This window comes from Oceanicella sp. (assembly GCF_056449545.1).
The window spans coordinates 1-17002 of record NZ_JBWOMN010000039.1 but is presented as its reverse complement, the minus strand read 5'-3'; the positions used below and the strand labels follow the sequence as shown (position 1 = coordinate 17002).

At 68.4% G+C, this 17002-nt stretch carries 16 protein-coding genes and 1 pseudogene; 8 read left to right on the top strand and 9 right to left on the bottom strand.

Going from position 1 to position 17002, the window contains the following annotated elements:
* From AC1HC7_RS06265 to AC1HC7_RS06240, 6 genes are all read right to left on the bottom strand, one after another.
* Nucleotides 1-875, bottom strand: an 875-nt coding sequence (locus tag AC1HC7_RS06265) for an SPFH domain-containing protein (RefSeq protein WP_479498794.1), incomplete at its 3' end; no start/stop codon positions are given.
* A 95-nt stretch (nucleotides 876-970) separates the two neighbouring features.
* Entirely contained in the window at nucleotides 971-1786 is an 816-nt protein-coding gene (locus AC1HC7_RS06260) for a DUF2927 domain-containing protein (protein ID WP_479496450.1), read from the bottom strand.
* A complete protein-coding gene (locus AC1HC7_RS06255; protein WP_479496451.1) occupies nucleotides 1786-2706 on the bottom strand; it encodes a DUF2927 domain-containing protein in 921 nt (306 codons plus the stop codon). Before AC1HC7_RS06255 ends, AC1HC7_RS06260 begins: the two co-directional genes overlap by 1 nt.
* A gap of 68 nt (nucleotides 2707-2774) precedes the next feature.
* Nucleotides 2775-3965: a toxic anion resistance protein gene (locus AC1HC7_RS06250; protein ID WP_479496452.1), complete on the bottom strand. Its 1191-nt coding sequence runs from the start codon at nucleotides 3963-3965 to the stop codon at nucleotides 2775-2777.
* A 27-nt stretch (nucleotides 3966-3992) separates the two neighbouring features.
* Nucleotides 3993-4955 (bottom strand): 5-bromo-4-chloroindolyl phosphate hydrolysis family protein, encoded by a 963-nt coding sequence (locus AC1HC7_RS06245; RefSeq protein WP_479496453.1) that lies wholly within the window; start codon nucleotides 4953-4955, stop codon nucleotides 3993-3995.
* Complete coding sequence (locus AC1HC7_RS06240) at nucleotides 4952-5080, bottom strand: hypothetical protein (RefSeq protein ID WP_479496454.1); 129 nt, start codon at nucleotides 5078-5080, stop codon at nucleotides 4952-4954. The genes AC1HC7_RS06245 and AC1HC7_RS06240 overlap by 4 nt, the downstream gene beginning before the upstream one ends.
* 374 nt (nucleotides 5081-5454) lie before the next feature.
* On the opposite strand from AC1HC7_RS06240, the gene AC1HC7_RS06235 reads away from it, so the two are divergent.
* From AC1HC7_RS06235 to AC1HC7_RS06210, 6 genes are all read left to right on the top strand, one after another.
* Nucleotides 5455-6330 (top strand): branched-chain amino acid ABC transporter permease, encoded by an 876-nt coding sequence (locus tag AC1HC7_RS06235; protein ID WP_479498793.1) that lies wholly within the window; start codon nucleotides 5455-5457, stop codon nucleotides 6328-6330.
* Nucleotides 6331-6333: 3 nt separating this feature from the next.
* The gene (locus tag AC1HC7_RS06230; protein ID WP_479498792.1) at nucleotides 6334-7434 is read left to right on the top strand and encodes a branched-chain amino acid ABC transporter permease; all 1101 of its coding nucleotides are present in this window, start codon (nucleotides 6334-6336) and stop codon (nucleotides 7432-7434) included.
* The gene (locus AC1HC7_RS06225) at nucleotides 7431-8222 is read left to right on the top strand and encodes an ABC transporter ATP-binding protein (RefSeq protein WP_479496457.1); all 792 of its coding nucleotides are present in this window, start codon (nucleotides 7431-7433) and stop codon (nucleotides 8220-8222) included. Before AC1HC7_RS06230 ends, AC1HC7_RS06225 begins: the two co-directional genes overlap by 4 nt.
* Nucleotides 8223-8332: 110 nt before the next feature.
* Nucleotides 8333-9058: an ABC transporter ATP-binding protein gene (locus AC1HC7_RS06220; RefSeq protein ID WP_479496512.1), complete on the top strand. Its 726-nt coding sequence runs from the start codon at nucleotides 8333-8335 to the stop codon at nucleotides 9056-9058.
* Nucleotides 9059-9217: 159 nt separating this feature from the next.
* Complete coding sequence (locus tag AC1HC7_RS06215; RefSeq protein WP_479496458.1) at nucleotides 9218-11059, top strand: AMP-dependent synthetase/ligase; 1842 nt, start codon at nucleotides 9218-9220, stop codon at nucleotides 11057-11059.
* Between the two features lie 65 nt (nucleotides 11060-11124).
* The gene (locus AC1HC7_RS06210) at nucleotides 11125-12291 is read left to right on the top strand and encodes an ABC transporter substrate-binding protein (protein ID WP_479496459.1); all 1167 of its coding nucleotides are present in this window, start codon (nucleotides 11125-11127) and stop codon (nucleotides 12289-12291) included.
* Between the two features lie 113 nt (nucleotides 12292-12404).
* On the opposite strand, the gene AC1HC7_RS06205 is transcribed toward AC1HC7_RS06210, so the two are convergent.
* A complete protein-coding gene (locus AC1HC7_RS06205; protein WP_479496460.1) occupies nucleotides 12405-12851 on the bottom strand; it encodes a GFA family protein in 447 nt (148 codons plus the stop codon).
* A gap of 61 nt (nucleotides 12852-12912) precedes the next feature.
* Here AC1HC7_RS06205 and AC1HC7_RS06200 point away from each other — a divergent pair, with 61 nt between their 5' ends.
* Nucleotides 12913-13848, top strand: a complete 936-nt coding sequence (locus AC1HC7_RS06200; RefSeq protein ID WP_479496461.1) for a ChaN family lipoprotein — start codon at nucleotides 12913-12915, stop codon at nucleotides 13846-13848.
* Between the two features lie 9 nt (nucleotides 13849-13857).
* Here AC1HC7_RS06200 and AC1HC7_RS06195 read toward each other — a convergent pair whose 3' ends face one another.
* Entirely contained in the window at nucleotides 13858-15954 is a 2097-nt protein-coding gene (locus tag AC1HC7_RS06195; RefSeq protein ID WP_479496462.1) for a calcium-binding protein, read from the bottom strand.
* Nucleotides 15955-16105: 151 nt separating this feature from the next.
* Nucleotides 16106-16348: a sulfurtransferase TusA family protein gene (locus tag AC1HC7_RS06190; protein WP_479496463.1), complete on the bottom strand. Its 243-nt coding sequence runs from the start codon at nucleotides 16346-16348 to the stop codon at nucleotides 16106-16108.
* 182 nt (nucleotides 16349-16530) lie between these two features.
* Between AC1HC7_RS06190 and AC1HC7_RS06185 the strand changes: the two are divergent.
* Nucleotides 16531-17002: pseudogene (locus AC1HC7_RS06185) on the top strand (hypothetical protein); the annotation flags it as partial.

The following is a 17002-nucleotide window of genomic DNA, read 5'->3' as shown; positions in this document are numbered from 1 at the left end:
GCCGGCGCCGGGGCGCCGCCCGCGCCCGGCGCCATCTGCTGCGCCATGGCCATGCCCATGCCCATGCCCAGCCCCGCGCCCATGCCGCCGCCCTGCCCCGGGTTGCGCGCCGCCGCGGCCATGGCCTCGGCCGCCTGGAACTGCGTGTAGCGCCCGAGATCGCCGACGATGCCCATGGAGGTGCGCTTGTCCAGCGCCGCCTCCACCGCCGGGGGCAGCGAGACGTTCTCGATATACAGCGCCGGGGTCTCGAGCCCGAATTCCGCCAGCTCCGGCGCGATTCTGGCCTTCACGAACTCCGCCAGATCATGGGTGTTCGCCGCCATGTCGAGCACCGGAATCCCGGATCCGGCGATGGCGTTGGAAAACCGCGACACGATGATGTTGCGCAGCTGGAAACTGATTTCGTCGGTGGTGAATTCACCGTCGGTGCCGACGATTTCACGCAGGAACAGCCCCGGGTCGATCACCCGGATGGTGTAGGAGCCGAACGCGCGCAGCCGCACCGGACCGAATTCGGGGTCGCGGCAGATGATCGGGCTTTTCGTGCCCCATTTCAGATCCTGGTAGCGCGTGGTGGAGACGAAATATATTTCTGATTTGAACGGGCTGTTAAATCCGTGGTCCCAGTATTGCAGACTGGTCATGATCGGCATGTTGTTGGTTTCGAGCATGTAGAGCCCGGGGGCGAACACGTCCGCGATCTGGCCCTCGTGCACGAACACCGCCGCCTGCCCCTCGCGCACCGTCAGCTTGGCGCCGTATTTGATCTCATGGCCTTCGCGCTCGAACCGCCAGACCAGCGTGTCGCGGGTGTCGTCGGTCCAGGCGATGACGTCGATGAACTGGCCGGAAAGGAAGTCGAATATGGACATGGCGGTCTCGCTTTTCTGACGCCGACGGGGCGGCGATGGTCTCGATATATCGCATTCCGGGGCCGTCGCGAAGGGGCGCGACGCCGGATCCCGGCCTAGCCCGGCCCGATCTCGGCGACGATGCGGCGCACGATCGGCATGGCCTCGGCCTCGGTCATCCCGACCTTGAGCCGGTCGTCATAGAGAATGCGCAGCAGGTATTCGTCATGCGCGGTCATGAAGGCGAATTCCTCGTCGTCGTTGAAGATCGAGGGGCGCACCTCCGGGTCGTCATTGGGCAGGCCCAGCGACTGCGCCAGTTCCTCCTCGATGCAGCTGTCGCGCAGGAATCGCGACAATTCGGTGGGGATGCCGATGAGTCCATCGGTCTGATAGCCGAACGCGTCGTCTTTCGACCAGGTGGAGGCGAAGCACAGCACATCCTGATTATGGGTCCAGCGCGCGATGTGCTGCAAGCGTTCGAGATCGCCCGCGGTCTCCAGCAAGGCCCTGAACTCCAGCCGCTGGTCGTAGTCGAGAAACAGGAACACGATGTCGGCGTCGGCCTGCGCCGGCGCGAATTCCAGCCCGGTCAGGCGGCCAAGCCGCGCGGTGAACCTGAGGATCTTCGCGCGTTCGTCGAGAACCGCGTCGCCGACGATGGTCCAGGTCACCTTGCCCCGCCATTTGCTGAGCCTGGTCGCCACGCTTCCGGGCGCATCAGGCGAAAACGATTCGGCGTAAAAGGCGATGCGGCTGAAATTGCGCACCAGATCGCGATTGCCGAAGGGGGCGTCGGCGGGCGCGGTCTCGGTGCGCAGCAGGCCTGCGGCCTTCATTCGGGATTCGACCTGGCCGATGTTGCGCAGCGTGTTGGGCGGCCCGCAGCCCGCCGCGAACACCGCCACGGCCAGCGCCGCGGCCGCGCGCATCAGCCGCCCCCGCCCGATCGCGGCCCATGCGAACCGTCCGCGTCCGGGCCGATTTCGGCGACGATGCGGCGCACGATCGGCATGCCCTCCCGGGCGCTCATGCCGTGGCGCAGGCGCGGGTCGTAAAGAATGCGCAGCAGGTATTCGTCATGGCGGGTCATCAATGCGAATTCCTGATCGTCATTGAAGATCGAGGGCCGGACGGTGCGGTCGTCGTTCAGCAGGCCCAGGGTCTGGATCAGTTCCTCGTGAATGCAGCTCTGGCGCAGCACGCCGGCGGTCTCCGCCTTGATGGCGATCAGCGCGTGCTGCGAGCGCCGGTCGCCCTTGCCGCTCCAGCCCACCTGGCCGACGCAGGGATAGATGTCGTTGCGCGACCATTCCTCGATCAGCTGAATGCGGTCGATCTTGCCGCGATCGCGCATCATGTCGACGAAAGCCAGCCGCAGCGCCGGACTGGCGATCATCACCACGATGTTGGAGTCCGGGCCGCCCTTGACGAATTCCAGCCCGGTCAGCGCCGAAAGCCGGGCGATCAGCGCGTCATACTCGGCGATGTCGCGCGCGGTCACCGCGTCGCCGGACACGTTGTAGCTGATCGGCCCGTTCCATTTCACCAGCTTCACCGAGGTGAGTTCCTCGCGCAGCTCGCTCGAGGTGGCGAATTCCTTGAAGAAGGCGATGCGTTCGAAATTGCGGATCAGATCGGCGTTGTCGAACGGCGCGTCGGGCGGGTCGGTTTCCGTGCGCATCAGGCCCTGGTCGCTGTAATAGGTCTGCAAGGCCGCGTATTTGGCCTCGGTCGAGGCGCCGCAGGCGGCGAGCGCCGCGGCCGCGGCCAGCGCCAGACCCGCCCGCGCGCGACTGCAGGGACGGGCGCCGGATCGCATGGCGGAAAAAAGACCACTCAGGTTACGCATCTCGCTCAGCTTCCGCCTCCGTCGCCTCGATCCGGTTTCAGCCCGGCGCGCCGCCGGGCGCCGACGACCTAGTCGTCGTCATCGTCGTCGTCGGGGTAGTCGGGTTCTTCGCGCGCGGCCTTGGCCGCGGCGAGGGTCGATTTCAGCTCCGCCTCCATGCGGAGCAGTTCCTTTTCCGCCTCCGCCCGCTTGGCCTTGCCCGCGTCGGCGATCTGCAGGCTTTCCTGGATGGTGGCGATCAGCGTGTCGTTGGCGGCCTTCACGCTGGCGATGTCGAAAACGCCCCGCTCCATCTGCTCTCGCACCTCGCGATTGGCCTGCTGGAGATTCTCGGCGTTCTTCGTCAACAATTCGTTGGTGAGGTCGGTCGCCCCCTTCACCGCCCCCGCCGCGTCGCGGGACCGGGCGATGGTCACCGCCTGCGCCAGCTGCGTCTGCCAGAGCGGCACGGTGTTCACCAGCGTCGAGTTGATCTTGTTGACCAGCGACTTGTCGTTTTCCTGCACCAGCCGGATCGAGGGCAGCGACTGCATGGTCACCTGCCGCGTCAGCTTCAGGTCGTAGACCCGCCGTTCGAGATCGTCGCGCGCGGCGCGCAGGTCGCGCAGCTCCTGGGCCGCCAGCACGCCCTGGCCGTCCGCCGCGGCCTGCATGTCGGCCTCCTTGGCGGGGATGACCTCGTTGTCGAGCCTGGCGATGCTGGCCTCGCCGGCGGCGATGTAGAGCGCCAGCTGATCGTAGAAATCGAGGCTCTTTTCATAGAGCTTGTCGAGCATCTTGATGTCTTTCAGCAGCACGGTCTCGTGGCCGAGCAGCTCCTCGGACACCCGGTCGATCTGGTCGCGCACCTGTTCGTATTCGGCGATGAAATCGGCGATCGGCGTCACCCGCGAAAACAGCTTCTCCCACCAGCTCTGCTTGCGGTTGGGGTCAAGCTCGTCGACGTCGAAGCCGCGGATCTCGGTGACCATCTGGCGCAGGGCGCCGCCCGCCGGGCCGGTGTCCTTGTTGCGCACGCCCTCCAGCATCTGGTCGGAGATGTCCGTCAGCTCGGCCTGCGCGGCGGATCCGAAGGTGATGATCGACTGGGCGTTGGACATGTCCAGCTCGCCCATCAGCCGGTCGATGACCGCCTTGCGCTCGGGGTCGGCGGCGTCCGCCGGCGTCACCTCGGCGGGCGGCTCGGGCAGGGAGACGGCGATCACCGCTTCGGCTTCCTTCGAGGCGGTCTGGGCCTTTTCGCGCATGTTTTCGGTCATTGCCGGGTTCTCCTTGTCTGAAACGGCCTAAAGCGCCGCCCCTTCCTGTTTCAATCGATCCTTGAGCACTTCGATTTCGACCTCCAGCGCGTCGCGATCATCGCTCAGCAGCCGTGAACGCTGCCGCGCAAAGCTGGAATCCAATTCGGTCAGAAGTTTGTCGAAGCCCTCGTGCAGCCCGGCGTCGCGCTGGGACACCTTGGCGTATTGCACCGTGGCGTTGCGCGCGCCCACCAGGTAGATCGACAGGAACCGGCGGGATCGGCGCAGGTCGCGGGGGTCCTCCTCGATCTCGGCCAGCACCTCGCGCGCAGCGGCGACCAGCCGGCCGACGCGGGTGCGCAGGTCGCGATCGGCGAGCCCCCTGGCGGCCTCCAGCGTTTCCTCCAGCAGCGCCTCGGCCCGGTCCACCGCCTCGGCGGCGCGATCAAGCTCGCGGGCGTCGAAATCCTTCATGCCCTTGTCGCGCAGAGGGTCCGGCCCGAAGGCGAACAGATGCGCCGCGGCGGCGACCAGGCCGAAGGCCGGCCCGGCGAACCAGCCCAGCCCCCAGGAATACCCCGCCGCCAGCGCCACCCCGAGACCGGTCAGCGCCGACGCGAAGATCTTGCGCGGCGCCGCCGGGCGCCGCGCGGTCTTGCGCCGGTCGTATTCGATCTGCGCGTAGATGCCTTCGCGCAGCAGCCACGCGGCGGCGACGAGCATGGCGAAGGCGGCGAATTCGATGATCATCGCCGGAACGTCGCCGCGGCGCATCTCGCCAAGCGCCGCGAACAGCAGCGGCGTCGGCGCGAACATCATGCTGCGCGCCCAGAACCCGATGCCCGGCTTCTTTTCCGGCTTGGCCTGCGCGGGATCGTCTTCGTCGACGGGATCCCTGCGAAACAGCGACTTGAAACGCGGCGGCGCGTCGCGAACCTCGCTGCGCCCCCCGTCGCGATCCCGCGGCGCGCCGGCGCTGTGGCGCCCGCCAAAGCGCCTGGCGCTCATTGCGAAACGATCCCGGTTCCGGGGGCGGGCCGGTCCGCCCGCGCGCCCATGGCGTTCCACGAGGCGGTGAGGATCATCGCCAGCGCGACGAACGCCGCCAGCTTTCGCAATCCGGTGTCTGGCATTCAGCGCTCCTGCTTGGCGTTTTCGCGCGGCGTCGCGCATCCCCGCACGCCGTCCTTTCAGATAAAACATAGGCTTTTGAATGGCGGGGCGCCAGCGTCTCGGCGCAACCGGCGCGGCCCGCGACGGGGGGCCGGGCGCGCCGCGCCGGACGGCGCGCGCCGCGCCGGACGGCGAAGGCGGTTGACGCCACGGCGCTGACAAACTTCTGGACCGGGCGTTCAGGTGCGGTATCGTTCATGCCAAGGCGCGAAAAATCGCGCAGCAACATCCGCGCCGCAAGCCGGCGCCATGGGCGGCGGCGCTGCAATCGCGTCGCGCCCGCGGCGATGCGCGCATGCGTGAACGGCGCGCGGCAACAGGGCCGGAGGACAGCTTGGACATCCTGCAACTGCTGATCAGCGGGGTCGCGAACGGGTGCGTCTACGGGTTGGTCGCGCTTGGCTTCGTGCTTATCTACAAGGCCACCGAGGCGGTGAATTTCGCCCAGGGCGACATGATGATGCTGGGCGCGTTCATCGCCCTGCAATTGGTCAATGACAACCGGTGGGGGTTGATGTTCATCCCCGGCGTGCTGCTCGCCGCGCTGGCGATGGGCGCCGTGGGCTATCTGCTGGAGGTGGTGGTGCTGCGCCGCCTGTTCGGCCAGCCGCAATTCGCCATCGTCATCCTCACCATCGCGATGGGCTTCGTGATGCGCTTCGTCGCCGGGCTGATCTGGGGGCATGAGCCCCAGACCCTGCAGACCCCCATGGCCGGGAAATCCATCGACCTTGGCGCGGCGGTGATCGGCTATGACGAGATCTTCGTGATCGGCGTCACCGTGGCGCTGACCGCGGGGCTGTATGTCTTTTTCGCGCGCACCAGGATGGGCGTGGCCATGCAGGCGGCGTCGCAGAACCAGCTCGCCGCCTATTACATGGGCGTGCCGGTGAAAAAGGTCTCGGCGCTGATCTGGGGCATCTCGGGGATGCTGGCGACGGTGGCCGGGGTGCTGTTCGCCTCCAAGGGATCCATCGATCCCGGGACCGGGCTGCTGGGCATCAAGGCCTTCGCGGCGGCGGTGATCGGCGGCTTCGGGTCCCTGCCGGGGGCGCTGCTGGGCGGGCTGATCGTCGGGCTGGCGGAAACGTTTTCGTCCCGCTACGTCGCCGCCGGCTACAGCCAGATCGCCCCCTACGCGATCATGCTGCTGGTGCTGGTGCTGCGCCCCAACGGGTTGTTCGCGCAAATGTCCCAGAAGAAGGTCTGAGGCATGAAAACCATCTTCAAGACCTCGTATGCGCAAGACATCCAGCTGTTCGAGGACCGCGCGCAGGCGCTGTGGTACGGGCTGCTGACGCTGCTTGCCGCCGCGGCGCCGCTGTATCTGGACGAATACCTGCTGGGCGAGGCCACCTACGTGCTGGTGTGGATCGTCGCCGGGCTCGGGGTGATGCTGCTGGCGGGGCACACCGGGCAGCCGACGCTGGGGCATGGCGCGTTTCTGGCCACCGGGGCCTACATGGAGGTCTGGCTCATGGAACAGGGCCTGCCCTTCCTGCTCAGCTTTCCGCTCGCCGGGCTGTTTTCCGGCGTTGTCGGGGCGCTGATCGCCATTCCCGCGCTCCGGATGACCGGCATCTACCTCGCCATCGCCACCCTGGCGCTGGGCATCATCGCCGAGGACATCATCATCCTGATGGATCCCTGGACCGGCGGGGTCGAGGGCGTCTATGCGCCCTCCCCGATCATCTTCGGCGTCGATTTCGACCGCTACGCGGCGCAAGGGCGGCCCTTCTACTGGCTGTGCCTGGCGGTGGTGATCGCGGTGACGCTGATGTATCGCAACCTGCTGCGCGCCCCCACCGGGCGGGCTTTCGCGGCGATCCGGGATTCCGAGGTCTCGGCAAGGGCGATGGGAATCAACGCCGCCTACTACAAGACGCTGTCCTTTGGCATCAGCTGCTTCTTCACCGGGCTGGCCGGGGCGCTGCTGGCGCATTTCCTCGGGGCCTTCAACTACGAGGCCTTCCTGGCGCTGATCTCGATCCAGCTGCTGCTGATGGTCACCATCGGCGGGCTGGGCTCGATCCACGGGGCCTATTTCGGGGCCATCGTCATCGGGCTGCTGCCGCAGGTGATCGTGCTGGGGCGCGAGACGGTCGCCGACATCTTCGACACCGGCAACGCCACCATCCCGGGGCTCGACACCGGGGTGTTCGCCATCCTGCTGATCCTGTTCATCCTGGTCGAGCCCATGGGGGTCTACGGTCGCTGGCTGAAGATCCGCACCTGGGTGCAGCTGTTCCCGCTGTCGCGCAAGGACATGTTCCGCCGCCAGAAAAGCTACCTCAAGACGGAGCGCATGAAATGAGCCTGCTTTCGGTGCGCGACCTGTCCATCGCGTTCGGCGGCGTCAAGGCGGTGGACGGCGTCAGCTTCGACGTGACGGAAGGCGAGGTGTTCACCATCGTCGGGCCCAACGGGGCCGGCAAATCCACCATCTTCAACCTGATCTCGCGCTTTTATCGGCCCACCGGCGGAACGATCCATTTCGACGGGCGCGACATCACCCGCATGCGCCCCGACCAGATCGCGCCGCTGGGCATCGCGCGCACCTTCCAGAACATCGAATTGTTCGAACATTCCACGGTGCTGCAGAACCTGCTGGTGGGGCGGCATTCGCGGCGCGCCACCCACTGGATCGAGGACATGCTGTTCCTGCCCCGCGCCCGTCGCGAGGAAATCCGCAATCGCGAGAAGGCCGAGGAGGTGATCGATTTCCTCGACCTGCAACCCTATCGCGACAAGATGATCGCCGGGCTGCCCTACGGGGTGCGCAAGATCGTCGAGGTGGCGCGCGGGCTGGCCTCCGAACCGCGGCTGATGCTGCTCGACGAACCCGCCTCGGGCCTGTCGGTGGAGGAAACCCAGGACGTGGCCTACTGGATCGAGGACATGCAGAAGGACATGGGCCTGACCATTCTCATGGTCGAACATGACATGAGCCTCGTCACCCAGGTCTCCGACCGGGTGCTGGCGCTGGCCGACGGGCGGATGCTGGCCCAGGGCACGGCGCAGGAGGTGCAGAGCCACCCGGCGGTGATCGAGGCCTATCTGGGCGTCGAGGACGCCGCCGATGAAACGGGGGACGCGGCATGAGCGAGATCGTCATCGCCGCGACCGAATTGCGCGTCGCGGCCGAATCGCGCGTCGCGGCCGAGGCCCCGGTGCTGGAGGTCCGCAACCTCGAAAGCTTCTACGGGCCGATCATGGCCATTCGCGGCGTGTCGATCGAGGTCCCCCGCGGAAAGATCGTCACCGTCCTCGGGGCCAACGGCGCCGGCAAGACCACGCTGCTGAAAACCGTTTCTGGGGTGATGGACCCGGAAAAGGGCGAGGTGCTGCTGGAGGGCGAGGTCATCAGCGGCCTTGAGCCCGACGCGGTGGTGCGCGCCGGAATCGCCCATGTGCCCGAGGGGCGCGAGATGTTCCCCTTCCTCACGGTCGAGGAAAACCTGCGCATGGGCGCCTTCACCCGCGCCGACGGGGCGGCGGCGATCGCGCGCGACATGGATATGGTCTACGATTACTTCCCGATCCTGCGGGATCGGGTCGCGCAGCAGGCCGGCACCCTGTCGGGCGGTCAGCAGCAGATGCTGGCCATCGGCCGCGGGCTGATGACAAGGCCCAAGGTGATGCTGCTCGACGAACCCTCGCTGGGGCTGTCGCCGCTGCTGGTGAAGGAGATTTTTACGATCATCAGGCGCCTGAACCGGGAACAGGGGGTCACCATGGTGCTGGTCGAACAGAACGCCCATGTGGCGCTGAAAGCCGCCGATTACGGCTACGTCCTGGAAATCGGGCGCATCGTCATGGCCGGTCCCGCGGACCGGCTGCTGGCCTCCGAGGACATCCGGGAATTCTATCTCGGCGTGCAGACCGAGGACAGCCAGCGCGCTCAGAAACGATGGAAGCGCAAGAAATCATGGCGCTGAGCGGCAATGCGGCGCGCCCCGGACCCGATCCGGGACCATCTGGCCACGGCGCGCCCCAAGGCGGCCCCGGGACAGGACCGGGGCGGCGCGGTCAGGGCGCGGCGCCGGCCGGCCGCGCCGGTCGCGGGTTTTGCCGCGCGCAAGCGGGAGAAGGTGAAAATGGCTGACGGCGCCATCCTGAACGACGCGACCATCGCGGTCGAGGGCTGCGACACGATCGCCCGGCTGTTCGCCCATCGCTGCCGCGTCAAGGGCGCCGCCATCGCGCATCGCGAAAAGAAGCTCGGCATCTGGCGCGCCCATAGCTGGCATGACTATTTCGAAAACGCCCGCTGGATCGGCATGGGGCTGGCCGAACTCGGGCTGGCGCGCGGCGACGTGGTCTCGATCCTCTCCGAGGACCGGCTGGAATGGCTGCATGTCGACATGGGCGCGCTCTGCATGGGCGGCGTCACCAACGGCGTCTACACCACCGACAGCGCCGCGCAGCTCGCCTATCTGGTCAATGACAGCGGCTCGAAATTCCTGGTCCTCGAAAACGACGAACAGCTCGACAAGTTTCTCGAAGCCCGCGACCAGATGCCAGGGCTGGCCAAGGCGATCATCATCGACCGCGACGGGCTGCGCGATTTCAGCGATCCTCAGATCATGTTCCTTGACGAACTGATCGCGCTTGGCGCCGTGGCCGCCGAAAACCATCCGACCCGCTTCGAGGAGGAGCTCGAAAAAGCCCGCCCCGAAGACACGATGATGCTGATCTACACATCGGGCACCACCGGCAGGCCCAAGGGGGCGATGATTTCGCATCGCAACATGCTTTACCAGCTCAGCGCCGGGCTGGAGGTGCTGGATTTCCACGAGACCGACGAATTGCTGTGCTTTCTGCCGCTCTGCCACGTGCTGGAACGCCTGGTGTCGGTGGAATTCCCGCTCGCCTCCGGCATGATCGTGAATTTCGCCGAGAGCCCGGAAACCGTGTTCGACAACCTGCGCGAGGTCTCGCCCCATTCCTTCACCGCCGTGCCGCGCCTGTGGGAAAAGATCTATTCCCGGGTGCGGATCATGCGCGCCGAGGCCACCCCGCTGGGCCGCTGGTGCTTTGACCGCGCCATCGCGACCGGGCTTCGGGCGGTGGCGCTGGAGGAAGCCGGAAAACCCCTGCCCGCCGCCCTGGCCTTGCGCCGGAAGATCTGGGACCGGCTGGTGCTGCGCAACCTGCGCCGGCTGCTGGGGCTGGACCGGGCGCGGCGCGGCACCACCGGCGCGGCCCCGATCTCGCCGGAACTGATCCGCTGGTTCACCGCCATCGGCGTGCCGCTGCTGGAAGGCTACGGCGCCACCGAATGCGCCGGGGTCGCCACCGCCAACCGCATCGGCGACAACCGCATCGGCACCGTCGGCCCGCCGCTGCCGGGCATGGAGCTGAAGATCGCCCCCGACGGCGAAATCCTGCTGCGCGGCCCGCTGGTGTTCAAGGGCTATCTCAACATGCCCGACAAGACCGCCGAGACCATCGACGCGGACGGCTGGCTGCACACCGGCGACGTGGGGCGCATCGGCAATGACGGCGCGCTGACCATCACCGGGCGCATCAAGGACATCATCATCACCGCCGGCGGCAAGAACATCACCCCGGCCGAACTGGAAAGCCGGCTGAAATTCTCGCCCTACATCGCGGATGCGGTGATCATCGGCGACCGGCGCAAGTTCCTGTCCTGCCTGGTCATGATCGACCAGGAAAACGTCGAGAAATTCGCCCAGGACCGCCGGGTGCGCTTCAACGATTTCGCCTCGCTTTGCGCGGCGCGGGAGGTGCAGGACCTCATCGACGCCGAAATCGCCCAGGTGAACCGCGAATTCGCCCGGGTCGAGCAGATCAAGGCGTTCAGGCTCATCGACATTCTGCTGACGGCGGAGGATGATGAACTGACCCCGACCATGAAGCTCAAGCGCGGCTTCGTGGAACAGAAGCACAAGGCGCTGATCGACAGCATGTATTGATCGCGTCCGGACTCCAACAACTCGCACCCAGAACAGAACCGCGAAAAACCAACGGGAGACATCAAATGAAAAATTTCATGATCGGCACGGCGGCGCTGGCCCTGAGCGCGCTGACGGCCGCGGGCGCCATGGCCCAGACCCGCGGCGTCACCGACGATCAGGTGACCATCGGCGCCGCCTCGGACCTCAGCGGTCCGTTCGCGGCCTTCGGCGCGCCTTCGGTGCAGGCGGCGCAGCTGTATTTCGACGAGGTCAACGCCGCGGGCGGCGTGCATGGCCGCAAGATCAGGTTCGTGGTCGAGGATCACGGCTATCAGGTGCCCAAGGCCGTGCAGGCGGTGAACAAGCTGGTCAATCGCGACAAGGTGTTCGCGATGCTGCTCAGCCTCGGCACCCCCCACAACATCGCCGCCTTCAAGGTGCTGGACCGCAAGGGCATCCCCAACGTCTCGCCGCTGTCCGCCGCGCGCCAGATGCTGCAGGACCCCGTGGACCTGAAATTCGTCGGCCTCTCCAGCTATTATGACGGCATGCGCGCCGCCGTCGACTACATGGCCGAAAACGAGGGCGCGAAGACCGTCTGCGCCATGTACATCCCCTCGGATTTCGGCAAGGAGATCCAGGGCGGCGCCAAGGACGAAACCGCGGCCCTCGGCCTCGCCTGGGGGGCCGAGACCACCCACAAGCCCGATGAAATCGATTTCGTCGGCGCGCTGGGCAAGCTGAAAGCGGCGAAATGCGACACCATCGCGGTGGCGCTCGGGCTCAAGCAGGTGATCACCGTGGTCGCCACCGCCAAGAAGATCGGCTGGAGCGACGTGAAGTTCGTCGGCTCCTCGGCGGCCTTCCACACCGTCGTCGCCAAGGTGCCCGGCGGCATCACAGAAGGCTTCTACGCCAGCGCCGGCTGGACCGATCTCGAAGGCCGCATGGGCGATCCCGAAACCGCCGCCTGGGTGAAATCCTACACCGAGGCCACCGGCGAAAAGTTCCCCGGCACCGGCGCCATGCTCGGGCGTTCGGGCGCCGAGGCCTTCGTGCGCGCGCTGGAGGCCGCCGGGCGCGACCTGACGGTGGAAAGCTTCAAGGCCGGGATGGAAAGCCTGAAATACGACGACAAGATCATGGGCAACACCGTGTCCTTCGGCCCCGACAAGCATGTGGGCGTGGAGGACATATTCATCTCCCAGATCAGGAACGGCAAATGGGAGGTGCTCGGCCAGGCGCGCTAGACGCCGCCGGACCGCGCCCCCGAATGCCTGAAAACCCGGTCCTTGCGGCCGGGTTTTTCATGCCGCCCGATCCAGGGCGACGCCCCGCGGCGCCGCCCCAGGCCGATTGCGCCCTAACCGCGCTGACCATGCGCCGTCTCGCCCTCGGGGATCTCGTAATAGTCCGACTTGTCGTCCACATAGATGTGACGCGCCAGCCGCAGCCCCGTGGGCGCGTCCAGCGTGCCGGCATGGATCGACACGTTGGGCCCGTCCAGCAGCCGCCAGAACAACTGCCCGCCGCAATGGCCGCAAAACCCCCGCTCGGCGCTCGCGGACGAGGCGTACCAGCGCAGCGTGTCCTGCCTCTCCAACGTCAGCGCCGCGCGCGCCGCGGCGGTGGCGGCGACGAAATGCCCCGACAGGCGGCGGCATTGCTGGCAATGGCAGGCCACCACCTCGCGCAGCGGCCCGGTCACCCGGTAGCGCACGCCGCCGCACAGGCAGCCGCCGCCAAGCCCGCCGGCGGGCGCCTCGGACCAGGTCTCGTCGGCCTCTCGATTGCTGGTTTTCGATTGCATGGTTGTTTCCTCTCCGGCGCGGCCTAGACTTCGTCTCGCCCGCATTGTTGACGAGAGACCCATGATCCGAAACCCGGTTTTCGCCCTTCTCGCGCTGATTTGCGTCATCGCCGCCGCGCCGCGCGCCCCCGCGGCCCCGTCCGAGATCCGCGACGCGCGAACCGGCGCGCCGCTCGCCGGGCCCGCGGCGCTGGCCGAACGCGCCCGGGACGCCGACCTGATCGTGTTCGGCGAGATCCATGACAACCCCGCGCATCAGGCGGCGCAGGCGCGGCTGGCCCGCGATCTGAATATCGGCGCGGTGGCCTTCGAGATGGTCCCGCGCGCGGCCGAGGCGGCGCTGGCCCGGCTGCGCGCCGACCCGAACCCGGACGAGGCCGCGCGGACCGCCGCCCGATGGGACCGCTACAAGCCCTATCACGTGGTGATCGAGGCGGTTCCCGACGCCGCGATCATCGGCGCCGGCCTGTCGCGCGACGCCATCCGCGCGGCCATCCGGACCGGCCCCGCCGCGGTGTTCGCCGGCGACCCCGCGCGCTGGGATCTGGACCAGCCGCTGCCCGCCGACCTGCAGAGCGAGATGCAGGCCGAGCAGATGGCCGCCCATTGCGACGCGTTGCCGGAATCGATGCTGCCGGGGATGGTTTCGGCGCAAAGGCTGCGCGACGCCAGTTTCGCGCAGGCGCTGCTGCGCGCCCGCGACGCGCTGGGCCCCGGGGGCGGCCCGGCGATGCTGGTCACCGGCAACGGCCATGCGCGCAAGGATCGCGGCGTGCCCGCCTATCTGGCCCGCGCCGCGCCGAAGCTGAAAATCCTGTCCATCGGCCAGATAGAGCGCCGCCCCGAGGATGCGGACTGGCGCGACGCGCTGGCGCGCTGGACCCCGGAGGGCGGCGCGACCGACGCGGGCGCGGCGCTGTTTGACATCGTCATCGTCACCGACCCGGCCCCGCGCGAGGACCCCTGCGCGAAATTCCTGCGCGACCGCAAGGGCTGAGACGCCGCCTCAGCCGAACAGGAAATCGCCGGCCCCGAGATCATCGGCATCGACATGGTCCAGCGTCAGGATCAGCCGCCCGCTCCTGACCACCGCGTCGTCGCCCTGCTGGTAGATGCGCAGATCCTCGATGCCATCGACGTCGAAATTCAGCGCGATGCGATCGACCCCGCTGCGAAAATCCCGGATGTGGTCGCGCCCGTCGCGGGCGGCGAATTCGAATATGTCGCCGCCGCCGCCGCCGATCAGCACGTCATTGCCGCGCCCGCCGATCAACCGGTCCGCGCCGCCGCCGCCGTCAAGCCGGTCCTCGCCGCCGCCGCCCTCCAGCCGGTCGGCGCCCGCGGCGCCGAACAGCCGGTCATAGCCGCCCTGCCCGCGCAGCAGATCGTCGCCGACCCCGCCGCGCAGCACGTCGCGCCCGGCGCGCCCGCCAAGCGCATCGTCGCCGACGCCGCCTTTCAGCACATCCGCGCCGCCGCCGCCGTTGAGATCGTCGTCGCCGCCGCCCCCGATCAGCCGATCGCCGCCGACCCCGCCCAGCAGCGAATCCGCGCCGAGACCGCCCACCAGCCGGTCGTCGCCGCCCTTCCCTTCCAGCCGGTCGCCGCCAGCGCCGCCGAACAGCGCGTCGGCGCCGCGCCCGCCATCGAGCACATCGTCCCCGAGCTGCCCGCGCAGCGTGTCATCGCCGGCGCCGCCGAGCAGCCGGTCGGCGGCGCCGCCGCCCAGCAGCGCATCCGCCCCGGGGCCGCCCAGCAACGTGTCGGCGCCCAGCCCGCCCAGCAGCCGGTCGGCCCCGGCGCCGCCATGCAGCCAGTCCGCGTCCGTTTCCCCCAGCAGCAGATCATCGCCCTCGCCGCCGATCAGCCGGTCGGCCCCGGCGCCGCCGCGGATCTCGTCATCGCCGGCGCCGCCGTCGATCACGTCGTCGCCCGCCGGGCGGAAATGCAGCAAGTCGAACCCCTCGGCGTCCGGGCGCCCGATCATCAGCAACGCCCGGTCGCCCTGCTGCGTCACGCCCAGCGCCTGCGCCGTGGCGCCCTCGCCCAGCGCGATGCGTTCAATCTGCGTCAGGCGACCGCTGGCGGCGGCCAGATAGACCCGGATCTCGTCGCCGCCATCCACGGCGAAAACATAATCCTTGCCGCCGATCCGCGCATGACCGACATCGCTGGCCGCGTCCAGCGTCTGCAGCCGCGTCAGCCCCCCGGCGGCGTCGAGGTCATAGACCACCAGCGCCCCCCATTCCGCCGCGGCGTAGACGCTGGCGTGACCGGCGCGCCCGATCACCGCCAATGCGTCGCCGCGGCTGAGATCAAACCCGGTCTCGTCATCGGCGGGCGAGCGCTGATCGGTCAGCGTCAGCCCGCCGGCGTCGATGCGAAACACCGACAAGCCGGCGTCGCCATGGGACAGGGTGAGCGCGTAAAGCGCGTTGTCGAGCGACAGAACCGCGATATCCGACACCCCGGACAGCCGGGCGCGCGCGTCGTCGCGCCAGCTGGCGATCTCCACCAGTCCGGCCGCGTCCCAGCGCATCATCGACAGCCCCTCGCCGCCGGTGAGCACATGCAGCTTGCCGTCGAGCTGATAGGTCGCGAAGGCGCGGGGGCGGGCCAGCTGGTCGCCCCAGTCGGCGCGCACCGTGTCCACCAGCGCCGGCGCGCCGGGGCCGGTCAGGCGCGACAGGCTCACCCCCAGCCCGCCGGTCAGCAGGTAGCTTTCGCCCTGCCAGTCGAAGGCCTCGATGCCGCGCGCGCCGGTCAGCAGGTCGCCCTCGGCCCGCCAGGCGTTGCGGCTGTAGGTCGAGACCAGATTGTCGTCGTCATCGACGGTCCAGCCGCTGAGCCCGCCGCCGCCGGGATCGGCCCCGGCGCCGAAGAACACCAGCCGTCCGTCGATCAGATAGGACACCGCGCGCCCGGCGCCCTGGGCCGCGTCAACGCCGGCCTCGCGCCCCGCGGACAGCAAGGCGAGGCGGCTCGTGGTCGCGCCCGCCGCCGCATCGCCATAGATGAGGTCATCCCCGGATCCGCCGGAAATCGTCTGGTCGCCATAGCCGCCCGCCTGCGCGGTCCGCCCTTGCGTCGCGTCGTTCTGCATGCCCCTCGACCCCATCCAGGATCCACTTCACCCGAAGATGAAAATGAGGGCCTCGAATAAATTGTAAGTAAACCCGTATGATCAAATTTAGATATACGGAAGTTGAATTAGTTAATATTTGTTTACTTAATGCGCCTTTACTTAAGGCGGGTTACGGGCCGGATTTGCGGATCCGATAGACCCGCGCGCCGCCCGCCGCCGGCAGGGACTCCAGCAGGTCATGCCCCTGCTCGGCGCAGAAATGCGGCACGTCGACGATCGCCGCGGGATCGTCCGCGATCAGCCGCAGCACCGCGCCGGGAGGCAGCGCCGACAGGCGCTTGCGGGCCTTGAGCACCGGCAGCGGACAGAGCAGCCCGATGGCGTTCACTTCGGTCTCGTCGGGCTTGGTCATGGGGGCTCTCTCGCGGCTGACAGGGTCGGCCGGAGGTAGCGCGCAACCCGGGCGCGCGCAAGGCGGCGCCCGGCCCGAACCGAAACGGCGGCGCGGCGACCCTTCGTCGCGAAGGCGTTTCAAACGCCCCGGAACATGGTCTAGGATCGACCCCGCCACCCGATGCAGGAGTCGCCGCCGCAATGCCAGCACACCGCCCGCTTCTACTTGCCGCCTGCGCCATGGCGCTGGCCTGGCGCGGGCTCGCCGACCCTGGCGCGGCCGGCATCGCCAAGCCTGACTATTCGTGGATCGGCGTCGACGAGATCGCGCCCTATGACGTCATCGACGGGCGCCGCATCGAGGCGCCGCTGGGCGGCAGGACCGGCGATGCGGCGCGCGGCGCGGCGCTGTTCGGGGATCTCGCCGCCGGGGGCTGCGTCGCCTGCCACCAGATCGCCGGATCGCCGATCGCGCGCCGGGCGCCGGAACGGCTGCGCGCCGCGATTCCGCCCCCTCCCGCCCCGCCCCCTCCCGCCCCGCAAGACGCCGCCGGGCCGATCGCCGCGCCCGCCGGGCTGGACCCGGGGCATGCGCAGACCACCGCTGCGCGACGCGAGGCCGAGGCCATGGCGGCCTCCAGCCTGGCACCCGTCGCCGCGCCCGCGCCGCGCC